Source organism: Azospirillum formosense (assembly GCF_013340925.1).
Classification (GTDB): Bacteria; Pseudomonadota; Alphaproteobacteria; order Azospirillales; family Azospirillaceae; genus Azospirillum; species Azospirillum formosense.
Map to the genome: position 1 here is coordinate 24619 of NZ_WHOR01000002.1, position 20783 is coordinate 45401.

Genomic DNA, 20783 nt, shown 5'->3' on the forward strand with positions numbered 1-20783 from the left:
CGCGGAGACCGCCGATGGGCTGGGGCCTCCGAATCGCGGCGGGGGCGTTGACCGTCCTCACCGCGGGCAGCGGGTTGGTGTTCTGGGGTGCCCTCCGTGTGACGGCCCCCGGGCCGCTTGAACACGTCGAGACGGTGGTCATTCCGCGCGGAAGCGGGCTGGAAGCGATCGCATTGACCTTGGAAGACGCCGGGGTCGTCGAGTCTCCGATCCTCTTCCTATTCGCGGCAAAGCTCCAGGGACCGCTGAAGGCGGGTGAGTACGCGTTCCCGGCGGGCATCAGCGTCGAAGGCGTCCTGGAAATGCTGCGCCAGGGCAAGACCGTGGTCCGCCGCTTCACGGTGCCGGAGGGGCTGACCTCCGCCCAGGTGGTGGCCCTGCTCGACGCCGAGCCGGCGCTGAGCGGCGAGTTGAAGACGGTTCCGAAGAACGGGACCGTACTCCCTGAAACCTATCACTATTCTTATGGCGATTCGCGTTCGGCGCTGGTCGAGCGGATGCAGCACGCCATGACCCAAGCGCTGAACGACGCCTGGAAGAATCGCGGTCCGGACCTGCCCTACGAGACTCCGCAGCAGGCGCTGACCATGGCGTCCATCGTGGAGAAGGAGACCGGCGTCGCGGCGGAGCGCGCCAAGGTGGCGGGCGTCTTCGTCAACCGCCTGGAGACCGGCATGAAACTCCAGTCGGACCCGACGGTGATCTACGCGCTGACCGACGGCGGGGGAGAACTGGGGCGGGCCTTGACCCGCAATGACTGGAAATTCGAGTCGCCCTACAACACCTACGTCGCGGCGGGTCTTCCGCCGGGGCCGATCGCCAACCCGGGGCGGGCGTCCATCCAGGCGGCATTGCACCCGGAGAAACACGACTTTTTGTATTTCGTCGCCGATGGGACCGGCGGGCATGTCTTTGCGAAGACCTTGCCGGATCACAATCGGAACGTCGCCAAATGGCGCGAGGTGCAGCGCCGGCAGTCCGGCGGCGCGGGCAACGGGGACTCGCCGCAGGATTAGCGGTCCCCTGTTCCCGAGCGGAAGGCCTGCCTGAACGCAAAGCCCCTGATCAGGCGGCGTTCGACGCCACCACCTCCAGGGCAACGACACCGCCCAGAGCGCCGTAGCTCTTGCGGGCGGCGCGCATCTTCTCCAGCGATTCCATGAGGCTTTCCTCAGCGAAGCCAGGGGCGAGCTGCGCCAGCTCCTGTTCCGTCAAGGCGATGAAGGCGTCTAAAAGGCGCGCGTGGATGCGGCACGCCTGGCGGACTTCATCGGCGACCATCGGTGCTGGCATGGTAGGCTCCCAATCACGGAATAAAGAGAAACACGGTCCGTCCGTGCATGAGAATTCTGTCGGCTTGTGGTTAATAGAGGATTAAATGCAATTCATCTTCCGGGTAGGAAGAAGAGTTACCACTTCAGACGAAAACGCCAAAAATTGGACGATTTCGATTTTGGTATGTGACAGGGATGAGCCGGCTTTTGTGACTTTCGAATATTCGTCTTTGATCGATGCGACGGACCCTCGTCGGTTATGGGCGAGGGACCGTCGGGAATTCAGCGCCGGATCTCCTTGTCCAGATTCAGCTCCGCCTTGGCGCCCTGGATGCGCGCCCGGTAGACCAGCATGGCCTCCATGACCCGCTGGACGTAGTTGCGGGTTTCGTAGATCGGGATCAGTTCCAGCCAGTCCACGGCGTCGATGGCTTCGCCACGGGGGTCGCCGTAGGTGTCGATCCATTGGCGCACGCGGGTGGGGCCGGCGTTGTAGGCGGCGATGGCCATGATGTAGGAGCCGTTGAAGCGGTCGATCATGTCCGCGAGATAGGTCGAGCCGAGCCGCACGTTGTAGTCCGGGTCGCTGATCAGCTTGGCGGTGTCGTGCTTGACGCCCAGCTTGCCGGCGACCAGCTGCGCCGTCCCGGGCATGAGCTGCATCAGGCCGCGCGCCCCGGCCGACGACACCACGCGGGTGTTGAAAGTGCTCTCCTGCCGGATGATGGCATGCACCAGGGCGATTTCCGGAGCGGACGGGCGGCTCTCGATCATCGGGTATCCGGCTTCCACCAGGAACACGTCGTTCTGGGCGGCATCCTTCGCGGCGGCGACGGCGAGGTCGCGGCGCCCGACCTCGCGGGCCAGCTTGGCGGCCAGCACGTAATCCGCCGGCTCCTTGGCGTCGAGGCTGATGCGGCGCAGGAAGGCGGTCACCCGCTCGTCGGTGTTGCCCTCGATCTCCGCCAGCAGCTTGGTCACGCGCACCACCTCCCGCCGTTCGAAGGCGGTGGCGTCGGCGTTGGACACCCGCGGTTCGGCGGGCAGGGCGATGCGCCCGTTCCCGGTGTGGCGGGCGGCAAGCTGGCCGTAGAAGGTCGTGCCGAACTGGGCGGCCTTGGCGTACCAGTCCTTGGCCTGCGCCGTCTGGCCCAACGCCTCCGCGGCGCGCCCGCACCAGTAGGCGCCTCGTGCCTTGCTGATCGGCGCGCCGACCGAGCGGTAGAGCTTGTGGAAATGGTTGAAGGCGCTCGACGGGTCGTCGAGGAAGCGCAGCGCCAGGAAGCCGGCGAGGAATTCCGCCTCCGCGGCCCCGCTGCCCTCGGTCTGGCCGTGCGCCGTGACCAGCCGGTAGGCGAGATTGTGGTCGCCGTTCACCATGGCGCGGCGGGCCAGGATGTGGCGCTCCGTCCACCACGCCTGCGGGCGGCCCATGTCCTTGGGCGCCTGGGCGATGATCTCCAGCGCCCCCGCGTCGTCGCCCTTGCGGCGGCGGTAGCGGGCGCGGTCGAACAGCAAGCCGGGATCGTTGCGCAGGGAGGCGGGGACGCGCGCCAAGGCGGCGTCGGCGTTCTTGGCGTCGCTGTCCAGCGCGATCCGCGCCTCGATCAGCAGGTCGTAGGCCTCGTCGAAGAAGGGCAGCATGCGGCGCACCGCGGCTTCCTGCCGCTCCCACAGCAGGCGGTCGATGCGCGCCTTGTGCTCCTGCGGACGCAGGTGCGAGCGGTAGCGGGCCAGGAACTGCTCCTCGTCCGCCGAGGTGAAGTTCGCCTCCACCCAACGGTCGCGCACCATCCGCACCGCCCGCTCGGCGTTGCCGGTCGCCAGCAGCGTGTCGGCGTGGCGCATGAAGCCTTCGTTGGACAGGGGCGGGTACTGCTTGAACCAGGCGAGCACCCGGTCCTCGTCCAGGTCGATGGGCATCGCCTTTTCCGCCTGACGGCGGAGTTGCGCCTGGTTGGGCCAGTCGCCGTTCTCGCGGATGAAGGCGGCGATCTCGTCGAAGCTGCCGCCGCCGGGAGTCGCCAGGGCCATCCAGCGGATCACTTTCGCCGGCAGCTTGTTGGAGGCCTGGGCGGCGATGCGCAGCGCCTCGTCGTGGCGGTCGTTGTCGGCGGCCTTGAAGGCCTGCCGGTAGACGGCGAGGTCCTGCGCCGTCAGGCTGGCCGCGCCGGCGGGCTGGGACAGCACCATCAGCCCCAGCAGGGCGGCGGCAATGGCCGAACGGGCGGCGGAATGGGCGGCGGAACGGGTGGCATGTCGGATGATCATCCGGGCGCTCTTGCTCGGGGGAACGGGTGCGGCTAAGGTGCGCGACACTTTTCTTGTAGTCCGTCGGAGGTGGCAGGCATGTTGTACGGTTCCATCGTCGCTCTTTTGACCCCGTTTAAAAACGGGAAAGTGGACGAGGCCGCCTTCCAGTCCTTCGTCGAGTGGCAGGTTGCGCAGGGCACCCACGGTCTCGTCCCGTGCGGCACCACGGGCGAGTCGCCCACCCTCTCCCACGAGGAGCACAACCGGGTCGTCGAGCTGTGCATCGAGGCCGCGGGCGGGAAGGTTCCGGTCGTCGCCGGCACCGGGTCGAACTCCACCGAGGAGGCGATCTCGCTGACCCAGCACGCCAAGAAGGCCGGCGCCACCGCGGCGCTGGTCGTCACGCCCTATTACAACAAGCCGACGCAAGAAGGTCTGTACCAGCATTTCAAAGCGATCCATGACGCGGCGGATTTGCCGATCGTTATCTACAACATTCCCGGCCGCAGTGTCGTGGATATGTCGGTGGCAACGATGGCCCGCCTCGCCAAGCTGCCGAACATCGTCGGCGTGAAGGACGCCACGGCGGATCTGGCCCGTCCGGTCCGCCTGCTGCAGGAGGTCGGCCCCGACTTCATCCAGCTCTCGGGCGAGGATGCGACGGCGCTGGCCTTCAACGCGCAGGGCGGCGTCGGCTGCATCTCGGTGACGGCGAACATCGCGCCGGCCCAGTGCGCCGCGATGCAGGACGCCTGGCGGAAGGGCGATCTCGCCACCGCCTACAAGTACCGCGACCTGCTGACCCCGCTGCACGATTCCATGTTCGTGGAGACGAGCCCGGCGCCGGTGAAATACGCCGCCAGCCTGCTCGGCAAGTCCTCGGACGAGGTTCGCCTGCCGCTGGTCGCCGCGTCGGAAAGCACGCGGACCACGGTCCGCGACGCGATGAAGAAGGCCGGGCTGCTGTCCTAAGGGACGGCAGCACCCCGCCCCAGGGAAGGAGGATACGTGGCCGCCCGCGAGCCCGAACCAAGGCGCATCGCGGCACAGAACCGCCGCGCACGCTTCGACTATTTCATCGAAGACACCATGGAGGCCGGTCTGATCCTGACCGGCACCGAGGTGAAGTCGTTGCGCGGCGGCCGTGCCAGCATCAACGAGGCGTACGCCGGCCTCAAGAACGGGGAGCTGTACCTGTTCAACGCCTACATCCCGGAATACGGGCAGGCGGGACGCTGGCTTCAGCACGAGACCAAGCGGCCGCGCAAGCTGCTGGTGCATCGCCGCGAGCTGAGCAAGCTCATGGGCGCCATCAAGCAGAAAGGGATCACGCTGATCCCGATGTCCGTCTATTTCAACGACCGCGGCATCGCCAAGGTCGAGGTGGGCCTGGCCGCCGGCAAGAAGAAGCACGACAAGCGCGAGTCCGAGAAGGAACGGACGTGGCAGCGCGACAAGGCGCGCCTGATGCGCGACCGGGGATAAAAGGAAGACCCTAGTGAGCCGATTGTCCAACCGCGCGACCGACCGCGATTCCACCGTGGCCGGCGTCGCCGCGGAGGCCCTGGCCGAGCGCCGCCCGCAGGGCCGTATTCTGGTGGCCGGCGACACCGACGGCGCCATGGAGGAGGCCCTGACCGAGGGCGGGGCGGAGGTCGTCTCCTGGCACCGCCTGGGGCTGGACGGCAAGCCGGCCACCGCCTGGCCCGCCGACGGCGCCTTCGACGGCGCGGTGCTGCGCCTGCCGCGCGGCTGGGCCGCCTTCGAGATGGCGCTTCACGCCCTGGCCGCCCGCCTGCCGGCGGGGGCGCCGCTGTGGATCGCCGGCAGCAACGACGAGGGCATCACCTCCGCGCCGAAGCGCTTCGACGGTCTGGCGGAGGGGGTGGAGACGCTGACCATCAAGCGCCGCGCCCGCCTGCTGGAAACCCGCCGGACCAGCGATTCGGCCAAGGGCAATCTGGAGGATTGGCGGGAGACCGTCGCCCTGCCGTTGCCGGGGCGCGACGGGGCGCTCGATCTGGTGTCCTATCCCGGCCTGTTCGCCCATGGCCGGCTCGACCCCGGCACGGAATGCCTGCTCCAGGTCCTGCCGGAGATCGCGGCCGGGACCGCCGTCCTGGACTTCGGCTGCGGCGCCGGGGTGATCGCCCGGGCGGTGCGGGAGCGCACGCCGGACGCCCGGCTGACCCTGCTCGACATCGACGCGGTCGCTCTGCACGCCGCCCGCCAGAACGTGCCGGACGCCGAATGCGTGCTGAGCGACGGGCTGTCCGGTCTCGGCGCGCGGGAGCGCTTCGGGCTGATCGTCTCGAACCCGCCGCTCCACCGCGGCAAGGACGAGGATTTCGGGATGCTGGAGGCTCTGGTCGCCGGCACCAAGCAGTATCTGAAGCTGCGCGGCTCGCTGGTCGCGGTGACCCAGCGGACGGCGGGGGTGGGCAAGCTGTTCAAGACGGCCTTCGGCCACGCCGACCTGCTGCTGGAAACGCCGCAGTTCCAGGTGTGGAAGGGCACGCCGAAGTAACGGAAGAGCGAGCGGAGGCCGCGCCGCAGCGCGGCCCCGCGCGGAAGGGTCAGCCTTCCTGCAGCCGCCGCGCCGCGTCCACGGCGCCGTAGGTCAGGATCGCGTCGCAGCCGGCGCGCTTGAAGCCGGTCAGGGTCTCCAGCAGCGCCTTGTCGTAATCCAGCCAGCCGTTCTGCGCGGCGGCGCGCAGCATCGCGTACTCACCGGAGACGTGGTAGGCGAAGGTCGGGACGGCGAAGGTGTCCTTGACCCGGCGGATGACGTCCAGATAGGGCAGGCCAGGCTTCACCATCACCATGTCCGCCCCTTCCTGGAGGTCGAGGGCGACCTCGTGCAGGGCCTCGTCGGTGTTGGCGGGGTTCATCTGGTAGGTCTTCTTGTCGCCCTTCAGGAAGCCGCCGGAATTCACCGCGTCGCGGAACGGGCCGTAGAAGGCCGAGGCGTATTTGGCGGCGTAGGAGCACAGCCGCACCAGCTCATGCCCATGGCTGTCCAGCCGGTCGCGGATCAGGCCGATCCGGCCGTCCATCATGTCCGACGGGGCGACGATGTCCACGCCGGCGTCGGCCTGCGACAGCGCCTGCCGGGCCAGCACCTCGACCGTCTCGTCGTTCTGGATGTAGCCATCGCGCATCAGCCCGTCGTGGCCGTGGGTGGTGTAGGGGTCCAGCGCCACGTCGCCCAGGATGCCGACATGCGGCACCGCGGCCTTCAGCGCGCGGATGGCGCGGTTCATCAGGTTGTCGGGGCGGTAGGCCTCCGCCGCGTCCTCCGACTTGCCCTCGGCGCCCACGACCGGGAACAGGGCGACGCAGGGGATGCCGAGGTCGCCGGCCGCGGCCACCGCCTCGGTCAGCAGGTCGATGGTCAGCCGTTCCACGCCGGGCATGGAGGCCACGGGCACCCGCTGGTTCTGCCCCTCGATGACGAAGACCGGCCAGATCAGGTCGTCCACGGTCAGGCGGTTTTCGGCGACGAGGCGGCGGGTCCAGGCGTCGGCGCGGTTGCGGCGCAGCCGGGTGCGCGGGAAGGACGCCGGGGACCGGAAATGCGAAGCGGACATGCGGGGGACCTGATGTGCTCTTAAAACTTGCGGCGCGATCCTACGCCGCAAGGCCGCCGTGACTCAAGCCGCACCGCTCACAGGTCTGAATCCCGAGTCCTGCATCTCCATGACCCAGCGGTGCCCGTCCTTGCGCCATTGCGAGACGAGGCCGCCGGTGAAAGCCGCCCCCTCCCACGACCGCACCTCGAAGGTGACGCGCGGCGGCTCGATGGCGATGAGGTTGTAGGCGTTGGCCTCGTTGCGCAAGCGGGTGGAGGTCGCGGTGGAGGCCTGGGCGACCAGGATGGAGCGGGCCACCTGGGTGTGGTGGGTCATGATGTCGCCCGAATAGGCGCGGTGCAGGTGCCCGGCCAGCAGCAGGTCGACCCCGCAGCTTTCCAGCGCCGGCAGGGCCAGTTTGTGCCGCCCGACCAGCTTCGTCTTCGGCGCGTCGGGCGGCGGCAGGAAGGGGTGGTGGGTGAACAGCACCTTGAAGACGGTGTCCGGCACCTCGCAGAAGACTTCCCGCACACGCTTGATCTGCGCCTTGTTCATCCGCCCTTCGGAAAAATCCGTGATGACCGAGCGCGCCGTGTTGATCCCCAGCACGGCGATTTCCGAATCGATGTGGAAGGGGCTGAGGTCTTTGGTGATGTAGCGCTTGTAGTTTCCGAACGGATCGAGGAAGCGGCGCACCACGTTGTAGACCGGGATGTCATGGTTGCCCGGCACGACCAGATAGGGGAAGGGCAGCTTCTCCAGAAAGGCCCGCGCCTCCAGGAAATGGCGGGCCTTGGCGCGCTGGACCAGATCGCCCGAGATGACGATGAGGTCGGGCCGCGCCGCCGTCAGGTCGGCCAGCAGGCCGTCGACCACCAGCGGGTCGATCCGCCCGAAATGCAGGTCCGAGATGTGGGCGAGCTTCTTCACGACACCTCCTCGGCAGTCATTCCCGTCACGCACCGTCGCCTTCGGGGGCCGCCTTTGGCAGCAGGATCTTCAGCGCCTTGTGACGGATGCGGTAGTTCAGCGGCGGCTCCATCTGCAGGATTTCACCGTCGTTGACCATCTTCAGCCGCCGCCGCCGGCTGTGCACCGTCAGTTGCGTGGCCGTCAGCGTTTCCAACTCCTCATCATGCTGCCAGGTTCCGAGCATGGTGCGCCCCATCAGCCGCAACAGCCCCCAGGGATCGCGTTGGCGCGCCACGTAGACGCCAAGATTGCCGGAATCGAGCCGGTCGCGGCGCAGGAGCATGCTGCCCGCCTCGCCGTCGTACGGATTGTTGGAAACGACGAGAATTGGAGTGCGCACACGGCGTGGGCCATCCCCCAGGTCGATCCGTACGTCCAGCAGGGGCAGGCGGCGGAAGGTGCGGATCAGGGCGAGCGCCATCCCGGGCCATTTCAGCAGCCGGTGCTGCTTGCGCTTCTCCTCGCGCTCCTGGACCACCTGCGGATAGAAGCCGAGGACGGAGCTGTTCAGATAGACCTCGCCGTTCACCTCCGCCACGTCGATGCTGCTCACCTCGCCAGCGGCCAGGGCCTCGTACGCCTCGTCGAGGTCCAGCGGCGTCTTCAGGTCGCGCGCCAGCAGGTTCATGGTGCCGAGCGGCAGGATGCCCAGGATCTTGCCGGTGGGAAGGATCATGTTGACCGCGGTGTGGATGGTCCCGTCGCCGCCACCGACGATCACCAGCTCCGCGTCGGAGTCGATGGCCTTGCGGATTTCCGATTCGCAGTCGGCCGGCTCCACCGCGGTCAGCGACACCTCCGCCCCGTGCCGCTCGAAGGCGCTGCGGATCGCCGCCACCGTATCGTCGATCGGCTGTCCGGCCAGCGTTCCCGCGGACCGGTTGAGGACGATGGCCGTCTTGCGGCCCGCTCCCTCCTGACGTGACGCTTGCGCTGCTGAGGCTGCCATCATGGAACTGTCCCGCTCATGACTGTGGGTGCGGCAACGGCTGAGGCCGGGGTGGTGTTCCGCGACGCTGCGCTGCGAAACCGCGGTTTGACACGCCGCCCGCCGCCCGTATCATCGCCCGAAACCGATCAATTCGCCCCACAAACGAACAAATGGAAACGACCGGAACCATGAGCGACCCCGCCGACACTCAGTTCGCCGAGATCCTGTTCGAACGCCGCGGCTCCATCGGGCTGGTGACGCTGAACCGCCCGAAGGCGCTGAACGCCCTGACGCTGGGCATGATCCGCCTGTTCGATCCGCAGCTGCGCGCCTGGATCGCCGATCCGGAGATCAAGGCCATCGTCGTGCAGGGCGCCGGGGAGAAGGCCTTCTGCGCCGGCGGCGACGTGGTGAACCTGTACGAGACGGGCAAGGCCGCCAAGGCGGGGCAGGACGACGGCGCGTCCATCCGCGCCTTCTTCAGCGAGGAATACATCCTCAACCGGCTGATCCACACCTGCCCGAAGCCCTATGTGGCGCTGATCGACGGCATCAGCATGGGCGGCGGCGTCGGCCTGTCGGTGCACGGGTCGCACCGGATCGTGACCGAGCGGACGATGTTCGCCATGCCGGAGACGGGCATCGGGCTCTATCCGGACGTCGGCGGCACCTATTTCCTGCCGCGCCTGCCCGGACAGGTCGGCATCTGGCTGGGCCTGACCGGCGACCGTCTGAAGGCGGCCGACATGATCGAGGTCGGCGCCGCCGACGCCTTCGTGCCCAGCGCCAAGCTGGAGTCCCTGATCGCCGAGCTGGCCGACGGCGTGCCGGCTGACGAGGCGGTTGCCCGCCATCGCGAGGAAGCCGGCGAGCCGCCGGTCGCCGCCAACCGCGCGGCGATCGATCGCTGCTACGCCCACAACGAGGTGGAGGCCATCGTCGCCGCCTTGGAGGCCGAGGGCACGGAGTGGGCCGCCGGCCAGCTCGCCACGCTGAAGCGGGTGTCGCCGACCAGCCTGAAGGTGACGCTGGAGGCGCTGCGCCGCGGCGCCAAGCTGGACTTCGACGGCTGCATGATCCAGGAACTTCGCCTCAGCCTCGCCTTCCTCGCCCGTCACGATGTCTACGAAGGCATCCGCGCGGCGCTGGTGGACAAGGACCGGAACCCGCGCTGGTCGCCGGCCTCTCTGGCCGAAGTGACGACTGAGGAGGTGGCCGGTTACTTCACCGAACCCGTTGGCGGGGATTTGCGCTTTACCGAATGAAGAGGCCTGCTCTCCTTTATTGCACTCAGAACGTGCACGGATGCCGGCACATTCCGCGCGTTTCTGCGTTAGTATTGGGGAAATCCTTGCGGGACTTGTCTCAAACCTGACCGTTGTTGTGGCCTGACGGTTGTTGTCGGGGGTCGGATGGGACGGGTCGGCTTGCCGCCCGCTTCGCCGGGCGGGAACGCCGCCGGGGTGCCTGGATTCCAGGCACCTCCCGGCACGCGATGGGGCTTGGCACGGCCGGACGGGGGTATTCCGCAGGGCCAGGCTGTTCTACAACCCGGGCTGTGCTTTTGGGGCATTATTGAGGTGATTGCCGGACAATGATCGGTTAATCTCCCCTTAAGGACCCCGGAAAGGCCACAGGTCGGCCCATGTCCGGTACGAGCCAAAGGAGACCGCGGTGCGCAAACCCTATTATGAAAGCATCCTCTTGATCGAACGGCTTCACCGCCACTTTCTCGAGGTGCTGAAGACCGAGCTTGACCGGCTCGGTATCCAGGACATCAACAACGTTCAGAGCCTGATCCTCTACAACATCGGCGAAGACGAGATGACCGTCGGCGAACTGACGGCGCGCGGCTATTATCTCGGCTCCAACGTGTCCTACAACGTGAAGAAGATGGTCGAGAACGGCTATCTCGGGCAGGAGCGTTCGCCGCACGACCGCCGGTCGGTGCGCGTCCGCCTGTCGGAGAAGGGTCTCGATCTTCGCGAGAAGATCAGCCGCATGTTCGAGCGCCACCTGACGGCGCTGGAGAAGGCCGGTTTCAGCGACGAGGAGCTGGTCAAGGCGAACGAGACCCTGCGCAAGCTCGAACGCTTCTGGTCCGCGTCGCTCGACTACAGCGGCTTTCCGTTGACTTCGGCGGCCTGATCCGCGGCCGCCTGAGTCGTATCGGTTCCGCGGTTTCCGGCTCCTGCGTCGAAAGAAAAAGGCACGTCTCCGGCCTCGCGTTCGGGGGCGTGCCGCGAGTCGGTGTGCGGCCCTGCGTGGCCGCTTTTTTCATGCCCGCCTTCCGGCCTCCCGCACAGCCTTTTCCCCACCGGAGCCGCCATCCGGCAGCGCATTGTTGCGCCGTAAGTGCTTCCGGATGGACGGGATTAAGTTCTTTCCGTAAGCTGTGCGTGTGACAGATTGCTGATAACCTGAACCAAACAACAGGCGGTCCCGCGGCAGGCAGTCCGGGGAGACTCGCTGAAAAACAGGGAATGGGGAGGATATGGCAAGTGACGTCATTCTGGAGACGCGCGGACTGACCAAGGAATTCCGGGGCTTCGTCGCCGTCCGCGACGTCAGCCTGCGGGTGAAACGGGGGTCCATCCATGCGCTGATCGGTCCCAACGGGGCCGGCAAAACGACCGTTTTCAATCTGCTCACCAAATTCCTTCAGCCCAGCAACGGAAACATCCTGTTCAACGGGCGCGACATCACCGCGGTGAAGCCGGCGGATGTGGCGCGGCTGGGCATCATCCGCTCCTTCCAGATCTCGGCGGTGTTCCCGCATCTGTCGGTTCTGGAGAATGTGCGCGTCGGGCTGCAACGGCCGCTCGGCAACTCCTTCCACTTCTGGAAATCGGAATCGGTGCTCGACCGGCTGAACGGGCGGGCAATGGAACTGCTGGAGGATGTCGGGCTCGCCGTCTACGCCCATCTGCCGGCGGCGGAATTGCCCTACGGCCGCAAGCGTGCGCTGGAGATCGCCACGACGCTGGCCCTGGAGCCGGAGATGCTGCTGCTGGACGAGCCGATGGCCGGCATGGGGCACGAGGACATCGACCGCATCGCGGCGCTGATCAAGAGGGTCTCGGCCAACCGCACGATCCTGATGGTGGAGCACAACCTGTCCGTCGTCGCCAACCTGTCGGACTGGATCACCGTCCTGGCCCGCGGCGAGGTTCTGGCCGAAGGCCCCTACGCCGAGGTGTCGCGCCATCCGAAGGTCCGGGAAGCCTATATGGGGAGTGGCCATGCCTGACGGCGCAACGGTGAGGACCGCGATGCTGGAGGTCTCCGATCTCCACGCCTTCTACGGGGAAAGCCACGTCCTGCATGGCGTCAACCTGGAGGTCCGCCAGGGCGAGGTGGTGACCCTGCTGGGCCGCAACGGCGCCGGCAAGACGACCACCATGCGCTCCATCATGGGCATCGTCGGCAAGCGCACCGGCGCCATCCGCTTCCAGGGGCAGGAGCTGATCGGCATGGCGCCGCACAGGATTCCGCGCCTCGGCATCGGCTATGTGCCGGAGGAACGGGGCATCTTCTCCTCGCTCAACGTCGAGGAAAACCTGACGCTGCCGCCCGTGGTGAAGGACGGCGGCATGACCGTCCAGCAGATCCACGAGTTGTTCCCCAACCTCCAGGGCCGTGGCTCGACCCAGGGTACACGCCTGTCGGGCGGCGAGCAGCAGATGCTGGCCATCGCGCGCATCCTGCGCACCGGCGCCACCATGATCCTGCTCGACGAGCCGACGGAGGGGCTGGCCCCGGTGATCATCGAGCAGATCGGGGTGGCCATCCGCAAGCTGAAGCAACGCGGTTTCACCATCCTGCTGGTGGAGCAGAACTTCCGCTTCGCCGCCACCATCGCCGACCGCCATTACATGATGGAGGAAGGTCACGTGGTGGACATGATCCCGAACAACCAGCTCGCCGCCAACATGGAGAAACTGCACACGTATCTGGGTGTCTGAATCAACAAGCAGAAACGTTCGAATTCGAACCGGGAGGAATGGAATGATTGCACGTCTGCTTGCCGGAGCGGCGCTTGCCGCGCTGGCCGTCGGTTCCGCGCAGGCCCAGCAGGGCAAGATCTCCGGCGACGTCGTGAAGATTGGCGTCCTCAACGACCGCTCCGGCCTCTACGCCGACCTCGGCGGCGAGGGCTCGGCGGTCGCCGTCCGCATGGCGGTGGAGGAGGTAGGCGGCAAGATTCTCGGCAAACCCATCGAGGTCGTCTCGGCCGACCACCAGAACAAGCCTGACATCGGCTCCAACCTGTCCCGCGAATGGATCGACCGCGACGGGGTGGACGTCATCGTCGACGTGCCGAATTCCGGCGTCGCCCTGGCGGTGCAGGAGGTGACGCGCGAGAAGAAGAAGATCTTCCTGATGCAGGGGCCGGCGACCTCGCGCCTGACCGGCGACGCCTGCTCGCCCACCGGCTTCCATTGGGCCTACGACACCCGCGCGCTGGCCGTCGGCACCGGGCAGGCCATCGTGAAGGAGGGCGGCAAGAGCTGGTTCTTCCTGACCGCCGACTACGCCTTCGGCCACCAGCTCGAAACCGACACGGCGGCCCAGGTGAAGAAGGCCGGCGGGTCGGTCGTCGGCGCGGTGCGCGCACCGTTGAACACCGCGGACTTCTCCTCCTTCCTGCTGCAGGCGCAGTCGTCGGGCGCGCAGGTCATCGGCCTCGCCAACGCCGGCGGCGACACCATCACCTCGATCAAGCAGGCGTCGGAGTTCGGCCTGACCCAGAGCGGGCAGCAGAAGCTGGCCGGGCTGCTGATCTTCCTGTCGGACGTGCACGCGCTGGGGCTCCAGGTCGCCCAGGACCTCGTCCTGACCACCGGCTTCTACTGGGACATGGACGACGAGAAGCGTGCCTGGTCGGAGAAGTTCAAGGCGAAGACCGGCAAGATGCCGACCATGGTGCAGGCCGGCAGCTACTCCTCGGTCAAGCATTACCTGAAGGCCATCGAGGCGGCGGGCACCGACGATGGGCCGACCGTCGCCGCCAAGATGAAGGAGATGCCGGTCAACGACATGTTCGCGAAGAACGGCAAGATCCTGCCCAACGGGCGCATGGTCCACGACATGTATCTGGCCCGCGTGAAGAAGCCCAGCGAGTCCAAGGGGCCGTGGGACTATTACCAGATCATCCGCACCATCCCCGGCGACGAGGCCTTCGCCACCATGGCGGAAAGCGGCTGCAAGCTGCCGGGTTGATCCCCGCCCGCCCCGGCGCCGGCCTGCCACCGCGCGGGCCGGCTGCCGGGGCGATCACCCGCCGCGCAGAACGGTCGGAGAACGGCCGGAGAAGAACCGCACATGTCCACCATCTTCGGCATCCCGCCCCAGGCGCTGTTCGGGCAGCTTCTTCTGGGGCTGATCAACGGGTCCTTCTACGCGCTGCTCAGCCTCGGGCTGGCGGTCATCTTCGGCATGCTCAACGTCATCAACTTCGCCCACGGCGCCCTTTACATGCTGGGCGCCTTCGTGGCGTGGCTGCTGCTGACCACGGCGGGGATCGGCTACTGGTGGGCGCTGCTGCTGGCGCCGCTGGTCGTCGGCGCCTTCGGCGTGGCGCTGGAAAAGACGCTGCTCAGCCGCCTCTACAAGCTCGACCATCTCTACGGGCTGCTGTTGACCTTCGGCCTCGCGCTGATCGTGGAGGGGGCGTTCCGCCATTTCTACGGCGTGTCCGGCCAGCCCTATCCCATTCCCGACCTGCTGCGCGGCGGGCAGAATCTCGGCTTCATGTTCCTGCCCAACTACCGCGGCTGGGTCGTCGTCGCCTCGCTGGTCGTCTGCCTCGCCACCTGGTACGCCATCGAGCGGACGAAGCTCGGTGCCTACCTGCGCGCCGCCACGGAAAACCCGGTGCTGGTCCAGGCCTTCGGCATCAATGTGCCGCTGATGATCACGGCCACCTACGGGTTCGGCGTGGCGTTGGCCGGGCTGGCCGGCGTGCTGGCCGCCCCGATCTATCAGGTATCCCCGCTGATGGGCTCCAACCTGATCATTGTCGTCTTTGCCGTGGTGGTGATCGGCGGCATGGGGTCGATTCTGGGGGCGGTGCTGACCGGATACGGTCTGGGGCTGTTGGAGGGTTTGACGAAGGTGTTCTATCCGGAGGCGTCCAACATCGTCGTCTTCGTCATCATGGCCGTGGTGCTGCTGATCAAGCCGGCCGGCCTGTTCGGGCGGGAGAGGTGACCCATGGCGACCGAAATCCACGCCGTCCGCCGCGACACCGCGGCCTCTGCCACGGGACGGCCGGCCATGCCGGGCCTGCTGGCGCTCGCCGTGCTGCTGCTCGTGCTGATCGCCGCGCCGTACGTGCTGTACCCCGTCTTCGTGATGAAGGTTCTGTGCTTCGCGCTGTTCGCCTGCGCCTTCAACCTGCTGATCGGCTTCGCCGGTCTGCTGAGCTTCGGCCACGCCGCCTTCTTCGGCGGGGCCGCCTACATCACCGCCCACACGGTGAAGGTCTGGGGGCTGCCGCCGGAACTGGGCATCCTGCTGGGCACCGCCTTCTCGGCGACGCTCGGGCTGGCCTTCGGCGCGCTGGCGATCCGGCGGCAGGGCATCTACTTCGCCATGATCACGCTGGCCCTGTCGCAAATGGTCTTCTTCATGGCGCTTCAGCTCAAGTTCACCGGTGGTGAGGACGGCATCCAGGCGGTGCCGCGCGGCCATCTGTTCGGGGTGATCGACCTCAGCCAGCCGATGGCGATGTACTACACGGTGCTGGCGGTCTTCCTGTTCGGCTTCGTGGTGATCTGGCGCACCGTCCATTCGCCCTTCGGCCAAGTCCTGAAGGCGATTCGCGAGAACGAGCCGCGCGCCATCTCGCTCGGCTACCGCACCGACCATTACAAGCTGATGGCCTTCGTCCTGTCCGCCGCGCTGGCCGGTCTGGCGGGGGGCACCAAGGCGATCGTATTCCAGCTCGCCACCCTGACCGACGTGCAGTGGCAAATGTCCGGCGCGGTGGTGCTGATGACCCTGCTCGGCGGCATCGGGACGCTGTTCGGGCCGGTGGTCGGGGCGGCGCTGGTGGTGACGCTGGAGAATTATCTGGCGGCGAGCAACCTGCCGGTGCCGGTGGTGATCGGCGTCATCTTCGTCGCCTGCGTGCTGCTGTTCCGCCGCGGCATCGTCGGGGAGATCGCCGCCCGGTTGGGTGGCAAGCGCCCGTGAGCCGGTCGCGCCCGACCGGTCGCCATTGAATGTGGGAGATACCGCATGGCCGGAACCATCCATCCCTTCTACGAGGATCATCGCAGCACGATGGAGGCCGCCATGCGCCATCGCCTCGATCTTGCCGAAGCGATGTTGGGCGAGCACCTTCATCCCTCCAGCATTGATGGGATCAAGTGGGAGGTGATGGACGAGTTCGCCATCGTGCTCACGCAAATGCCCTATGTCGGAGGCGCGGAGAGTCGCATGAGCGACTTCTTCATGCGTCTCCTGGGCTTCATGGCGATCAGCCGGGTGCTAAGGCGGCATGGCGTACCGCTGTCCGCGATCGGCGACATCGAGCGGGACGCCTACAAGGCGCAACTGCTCACCGTGCCCGAAGCGGAACGCCTCGCCTCGGGGCGACATTTCCTGTCGCCGGAGAATCAGGCGTTTCTGCGTGAGCAGGCGGAGAAAAGCCGTCAGGAGCAGTTTCCCGAGGATTTCGTCTACGACTTCGTCGAGCCCGGCCCAGGAGACAGTTTCGAGTTCGGCATCAACTACAAAGCCTGCGGTTTCTGCAAATTCGCAGCCCGCCATGGCGACAAGGACATTCTGCCGAACATCTGCGGTCTTGATTTCGACGCCTACGCGACACGCGGCATCCATCTGGAGCGAACGCAAACCCTGGCCGGCGCCGCCAGCCACTGCGATTTCCGATTCTCGCGGCTCCGGTCGGCCTGAGGGACCGCTTTCGAAGGGGAGCGATCGCCGCCGCCCCCCTCCGGGAACGAAATTCAAAGTCGCAGGGCCTCCTCAGCCGGCTGGTAATTCAGCCCCTGGGCGTCGGCCACCGCCTTGCAGGTGATCGCCCCGGCGTGGATGTTCAGCCCGGCCCGCAGGTGGGGGTCGCGCGCCAGCGCCGCACGGTACCCATGGTCGGCGAGCGCCAGCGTGAAGGGCAGGGTGGCGTTGTTCAGCGCGAAGGTCGAGGTGCGCGCGACCGCACCCGGCATGTTGGCGACGCAGTAGTGGACCACCCCGTCCACCAGATAGGTCGGCTCGGCGTGGGTGGTGGGGTGGGAGGTCTCGAAGCAGCCGCCCTGGTCGATGGCGACGTCCACCACCACGGCGCCCCGCCGCATCCGCTCCACCATCGCCCTGGTCACCAGCTTCGGCGCCTCGGCGCCCGGCACGAGGACCGCGCCGATGACGAGGTCGGCGTCGAGCACATGCTCCTCGATCGTGTCGACCGTCGAATAGAGCGTCTGGAGCTTGGCGCCGAATTGCAGGTCCAGTTCCTTCAGGCGGGGCAGGGATTTGTCGATGACGATCACCTTCGCCTCCAGCCCCATGGCCATGCGGGCGGCGTTGGTCCCGACCACGCCGCCGCCCAGCACCACCACCTTGGCCGCCGGAACGCCGGGCACGCCGCCGAGCAGGACGCCGCGCCCACCCTGCGCCTTCTCAAGGCAATGGGCGCCGGCCTGCACCGACATGCGGCCGGCCACCTCGCTCATCGGCGCCAGGAGCGGCAGGCCGCCGCGGGAATCCGTCACCGTCTCGTAGGCGATGGCGACGGCGCCGGAGTCCAGCAACTGCCTGGTCTGCTTCGGGTCGGGGGCGAGGTGCAGATAGGTGAACAGGATCTGCCCCCGGCGCAGCATCGCGCATTCCTGCGGCTGGGGCTCCTTCACCTTCACCACCATCTCCGCGCGGGCGAAGACGGTTGCGGCGTCCGGCACGATCGCCGCCCCGGCGGCTTCATAGTGCCCATCGTCCAGCCCGATGGCGGCGCCGGCTCCCGCCTGCACCAGCACGCTGTGTCCGTGATGCGTCAGTTCACGGACGGAGGCCGGGGTCAGCCCGACGCGGTATTCATGGTTTTTGATTTCCGTCGGCACGCCGATGAGCATGGGCATCCTCCGCGGGTGGGCCGGTGCCGGACCAGGACGGACAGCGTGCCGGCTCAGAGTTTCTTACCTCAGAATTTGGGGTGTGCTCCGGCCATCCGCATCTCTCTTACTGCGCAGCTTGGTGATTTTCTTTGGATCAATTAAAACACTCCATGAAATTTTATACGAAACTCTACTCAATAAATCCTGGTGGAGACTTCTCTGTATCCGCAAAAAAGTAGGTAAGGTTAGTTTTTAGAGTTGTGGAACTATTCTTCGCCACCATGGTATATGGATGCTTGTGTCGCACTGCACAAAAAATCGCGACACTCAAAAAAATGGGGGGAGCGTCCGATTCGGACGGAACGAAACCAGGAGCAAGGCAGATGGCTTCAGAGAAGGACGCGCAGACCATCGCGCGCGACACCGCCGCCAAAGGCCGGAATGTTGCCGAGGACACCACCCGCCGCATGGCGGAAACTGCCGCGGAAACGACCCAGCGCGGCGCCGATACGGCCAGCGACATGATGGGAAAGGCGACCCAGATGGCCGGCCAGGTTGCCGGCCAGACCTCCGATCAACTCAACCGCATGATGGGCCTGTCCGCGGAAGCCCAGGGCGAGGTCGCCCAGCAGACGCGTGAGAACATGGACGTCATGACGCAGTGCGGATCCGTGCTGATGGACGGCATGCAGTCGATCATGCGCGAATGGATGGGCTTCGCCCAGGAGGCCATGGCCCGCAACGCGGAAGGCATCAACGCGATGATGCGCAGCCGGTCCGTCCAGGACCTCTACGCTGCGCAGAGCAGCATGGTCAAAGACGAGATGGAACTTCTGCTGAACCGCAGCGTCAAGGTGTCGGAGCTGTCGGCGAAAACCGCAAACGACGCGGTGCGGCGGCTGAACGCGCGGGCCGAAGGGGCCGCGCGCCACGTGCGCCGCAGCGCCTGACGCTTCACCAACGATCCATCCTGGCCTTGCGCCCCCGGACCTGCCGGTCCAGGGGCGTTCTTTTTTGCGCGCGCTCCGGTCACTTCGCGACGATGCGGCCTTCGACCTTCGGGGCGACCGTCTTCTTCGCCTCCACGTAATCCATGACCATCGTCGCCATCAGCACGGCGCCGGAGGCGTCCACCACCGTCCGGCCACGGGTCAGCGCAGCGTAGCCGTCGCCGCCCTTCAGCATGTAGTCGTTGGTCGCCACGCGGTAGGTCCGGGCGGGGTCGAGCGGCTGGCCGCCCACCGTCACGCCGGTCACGCGGGTGCCGGACGGCAGCTTCGGATCGTAGGTGAAGGTCAGGCCCGACACCTGGGGGAAGCGCCCGGCCTTGTCCTCGACCTTCGACACGCCATGCTCCAGCGCGGCCAGAATATCGGCGCCGGACAGCAGCGTCAGCACGGCAACGTTGCCGAAGGGCATTTCCGCGAAGATGTCCTTGCGGGTCAGCGAACTGCCCGCCGGGTGCAGCGTGTCGGCGCGGATGCCGCCGCCGTTGGTGATGGCGGCGTCGGCCTTCAGCCCGTCGCGCAGCGCGTCGGCGATCAGGTTGCCCATCGTCGTCTCCTGCGAGCGGACGACGTCCTTGCGGCTGTCCAGGTCGGTTTCCGTCCGTCCGATCACCCCGGCCAGCGTGGCGTCGAGCTGGTCGTTGTAGCGCTTGACCAAGGCCCCGACCTCCGCGTCCGGGGCCACCCCGGCGGTGCTGACGAAGCGCCAGCCGGCGGGAGCGACGGTGGTCGCCGCCCCTTTTTCGGTCGCTTTGGTGCTGACCGCCAGATCGATGACGCCGAGATAATGGCCGTCCGCCCCGGCCTTCAGGATCAGGGTCGATCCTTCGTAGACGCTGATCGGGTCGTGGTCATGGCCGCCCAGCAGGAGGTCGATGCCCTTCACCTTGACGGCCAGATCACGGTCCTCGGTGATGGTCTGGTGGGTCAGCGCCACGACAACGTTCGCCCCCTCGTCGCGCAACGCCTTCACCGCCAGGGCCGCGGCGGCCTGCACGTTGGTGAATGTGGCCTCCGCCCCGCCGCTGGACAGATGCGCGGTCTCCGGAGTCAGAACGCCCAGGAAGCCGACCTTGATGTCGCCAACCGTCTTCGTCCAGGTGGCGACCGAGCCGGGGAGCGGCTGGCCGTCCGGCCCGGTGATGTTGGTGCCGACCCAGGGGAATTTCGATTCGGCGATGCGGGCCTTCAACACTTCGGTGCCGAAGTCGAACTCGTGATTTCCGAAGCTGACGATGTCCACGCCCATGGCGTTGAAAAGGTCGGGCATCTGCGCGCCCTGCGTTGTTCCGGAGAGCAGGGAGGGAGAGAGGAAATCGCCGCCGACCGTGGTCAGCGCGCCGGCGCTGCGCTCCCGCTCCGCCTTCAGCACCGTCATCAGCGGGGCGAAGCCGCCGCGGCCCTTCACTGGGGAAATCTCGTAGATGTCGTTGAAGTGCAGGAAGGTCACCGTGCCGTTCTGCGCGGCGGCGGAGGTTGGGTACAGCAGGGTCGAGGGGAAAAGCAGGGCACCGGCAAGGGCGGCTGCCCCCGCCAGCGTGCGAATCCGGGTCAGCATCGATCTCGTCTCCCTGGGGAAGTTGAAAGGCTTCCTTCGCGTCTTCGCACTGTACGCCGTCCCGCGGCGCGGCGCATAGCCGCCTTGCACCGCTTGATTTCGCCGCCTCTGCCGCTCATGAACGGGGCATCCGCTTTCA

At 66.9% G+C, this 20783-nt stretch carries 20 protein-coding genes; 13 read left to right on the forward strand and 7 right to left on the reverse strand.

Annotated features, from left to right (window positions below):
• Positions 1-14 precede the first annotated feature (14 nt).
• Positions 15-1016, forward strand: a complete 1002-nt coding sequence (gene mltG / locus GBZ26_RS00650) for an endolytic transglycosylase MltG (protein WP_174437133.1) — start codon at positions 15-17, stop codon at positions 1014-1016.
• Between the two features lie 49 nt (positions 1017-1065).
• On the opposite strand, the gene GBZ26_RS00655 is transcribed toward mltG, so the two are convergent.
• Complete coding sequence (locus GBZ26_RS00655) at positions 1066-1293, reverse strand: hypothetical protein (RefSeq protein ID WP_109071117.1); 228 nt, start codon at positions 1291-1293, stop codon at positions 1066-1068.
• Between the two features lie 263 nt (positions 1294-1556).
• On the reverse strand, positions 1557-3545 hold the full coding sequence (locus tag GBZ26_RS00660; RefSeq protein WP_174437134.1) for a lytic transglycosylase domain-containing protein: 1989 nt from the start codon (positions 3543-3545) through the stop codon (positions 1557-1559).
• Positions 3546-3623: 78 nt separating this feature from the next.
• Here GBZ26_RS00660 and dapA point away from each other — a divergent pair, with 78 nt between their 5' ends.
• From dapA to GBZ26_RS00675, 3 genes are read left to right on the forward strand one after another with little or no spacing between them, the layout of a single operon-like run.
• Positions 3624-4499, forward strand: coding sequence for a 4-hydroxy-tetrahydrodipicolinate synthase (dapA, locus tag GBZ26_RS00665; protein WP_038527734.1), 876 nt, complete (start codon positions 3624-3626; stop codon positions 4497-4499).
• Between the two features lie 36 nt (positions 4500-4535).
• A complete protein-coding gene (gene smpB / locus GBZ26_RS00670; RefSeq protein ID WP_038527736.1) occupies positions 4536-5012 on the forward strand; it encodes an SsrA-binding protein SmpB in 477 nt (158 codons plus the stop codon).
• Between the two features lie 13 nt (positions 5013-5025).
• The gene (locus GBZ26_RS00675; protein ID WP_174437135.1) at positions 5026-6054 is read left to right on the forward strand and encodes a methyltransferase; all 1029 of its coding nucleotides are present in this window, start codon (positions 5026-5028) and stop codon (positions 6052-6054) included.
• A gap of 49 nt (positions 6055-6103) precedes the next feature.
• On the opposite strand, the gene hemB is transcribed toward GBZ26_RS00675, so the two are convergent.
• From hemB to GBZ26_RS00690, 3 genes are all read right to left on the reverse strand, one after another.
• Entirely contained in the window at positions 6104-7117 is a 1014-nt protein-coding gene (hemB, locus tag GBZ26_RS00680) for a porphobilinogen synthase (RefSeq protein ID WP_014240393.1), read from the reverse strand.
• Between the two features lie 63 nt (positions 7118-7180).
• Positions 7181-8029 (reverse strand): metallophosphoesterase family protein, encoded by an 849-nt coding sequence (locus GBZ26_RS00685; RefSeq protein WP_035673734.1) that lies wholly within the window; start codon positions 8027-8029, stop codon positions 7181-7183.
• 25 nt (positions 8030-8054) lie between these two features.
• Complete coding sequence (locus GBZ26_RS00690) at positions 8055-9023, reverse strand: diacylglycerol/lipid kinase family protein (protein WP_174437136.1); 969 nt, start codon at positions 9021-9023, stop codon at positions 8055-8057.
• Between the two features lie 167 nt (positions 9024-9190).
• Between GBZ26_RS00690 and GBZ26_RS00695 the strand changes: the two genes are divergently transcribed.
• The 8 genes from GBZ26_RS00695 (at position 9191) to GBZ26_RS00730 (ending at position 16925) form a co-directional block, all read left to right on the forward strand.
• The gene (locus GBZ26_RS00695) at positions 9191-10267 is read left to right on the forward strand and encodes an enoyl-CoA hydratase/isomerase family protein (RefSeq protein ID WP_174437137.1); all 1077 of its coding nucleotides are present in this window, start codon (positions 9191-9193) and stop codon (positions 10265-10267) included.
• A gap of 409 nt (positions 10268-10676) precedes the next feature.
• Entirely contained in the window at positions 10677-11150 is a 474-nt protein-coding gene (locus GBZ26_RS00700; RefSeq protein WP_014240398.1) for a MarR family winged helix-turn-helix transcriptional regulator, read from the forward strand.
• A gap of 346 nt (positions 11151-11496) precedes the next feature.
• Positions 11497-12252: an ABC transporter ATP-binding protein gene (locus tag GBZ26_RS00705; RefSeq protein ID WP_174437138.1), complete on the forward strand. Its 756-nt coding sequence runs from the start codon at positions 11497-11499 to the stop codon at positions 12250-12252.
• Positions 12245-12967, forward strand: a complete 723-nt coding sequence (locus tag GBZ26_RS00710; RefSeq protein ID WP_174437139.1) for an ABC transporter ATP-binding protein — start codon at positions 12245-12247, stop codon at positions 12965-12967. The genes GBZ26_RS00705 and GBZ26_RS00710 overlap by 8 nt, the downstream gene beginning before the upstream one ends.
• A 43-nt stretch (positions 12968-13010) precedes the next feature.
• Complete coding sequence (locus GBZ26_RS00715; protein WP_174437140.1) at positions 13011-14225, forward strand: ABC transporter substrate-binding protein; 1215 nt, start codon at positions 13011-13013, stop codon at positions 14223-14225.
• Between the two features lie 102 nt (positions 14226-14327).
• Positions 14328-15215 (forward strand): branched-chain amino acid ABC transporter permease, encoded by an 888-nt coding sequence (locus GBZ26_RS00720; RefSeq protein ID WP_174437141.1) that lies wholly within the window; start codon positions 14328-14330, stop codon positions 15213-15215.
• A gap of 66 nt (positions 15216-15281) precedes the next feature.
• Complete coding sequence (locus GBZ26_RS00725; RefSeq protein ID WP_174437166.1) at positions 15282-16202, forward strand: branched-chain amino acid ABC transporter permease; 921 nt, start codon at positions 15282-15284, stop codon at positions 16200-16202.
• A gap of 45 nt (positions 16203-16247) precedes the next feature.
• Positions 16248-16925 carry an L-2-amino-thiazoline-4-carboxylic acid hydrolase gene (locus GBZ26_RS00730; protein ID WP_174437142.1) on the forward strand — a complete coding sequence of 226 codons (678 nt, stop codon included), beginning with the start codon at positions 16248-16250 and terminating at the stop codon, positions 16923-16925.
• 53 nt (positions 16926-16978) lie between these two features.
• On the opposite strand, the gene ald is transcribed toward GBZ26_RS00730, so the two are convergent.
• Positions 16979-18097, reverse strand: a complete 1119-nt coding sequence (gene ald / locus GBZ26_RS00735; protein WP_174437143.1) for an alanine dehydrogenase — start codon at positions 18095-18097, stop codon at positions 16979-16981.
• Between the two features lie 365 nt (positions 18098-18462).
• Here ald and GBZ26_RS00740 point away from each other — a divergent pair, with 365 nt between their 5' ends.
• Positions 18463-19029 (forward strand): phasin family protein, encoded by a 567-nt coding sequence (locus GBZ26_RS00740; protein WP_174437144.1) that lies wholly within the window; start codon positions 18463-18465, stop codon positions 19027-19029.
• Positions 19030-19108: 79 nt separating this feature from the next.
• On the opposite strand, the gene GBZ26_RS00745 is transcribed toward GBZ26_RS00740, so the two are convergent.
• Complete coding sequence (locus GBZ26_RS00745; protein WP_174437145.1) at positions 19109-20644, reverse strand: bifunctional metallophosphatase/5'-nucleotidase; 1536 nt, start codon at positions 20642-20644, stop codon at positions 19109-19111.
• Positions 20645-20783 lie beyond the last annotated feature (139 nt).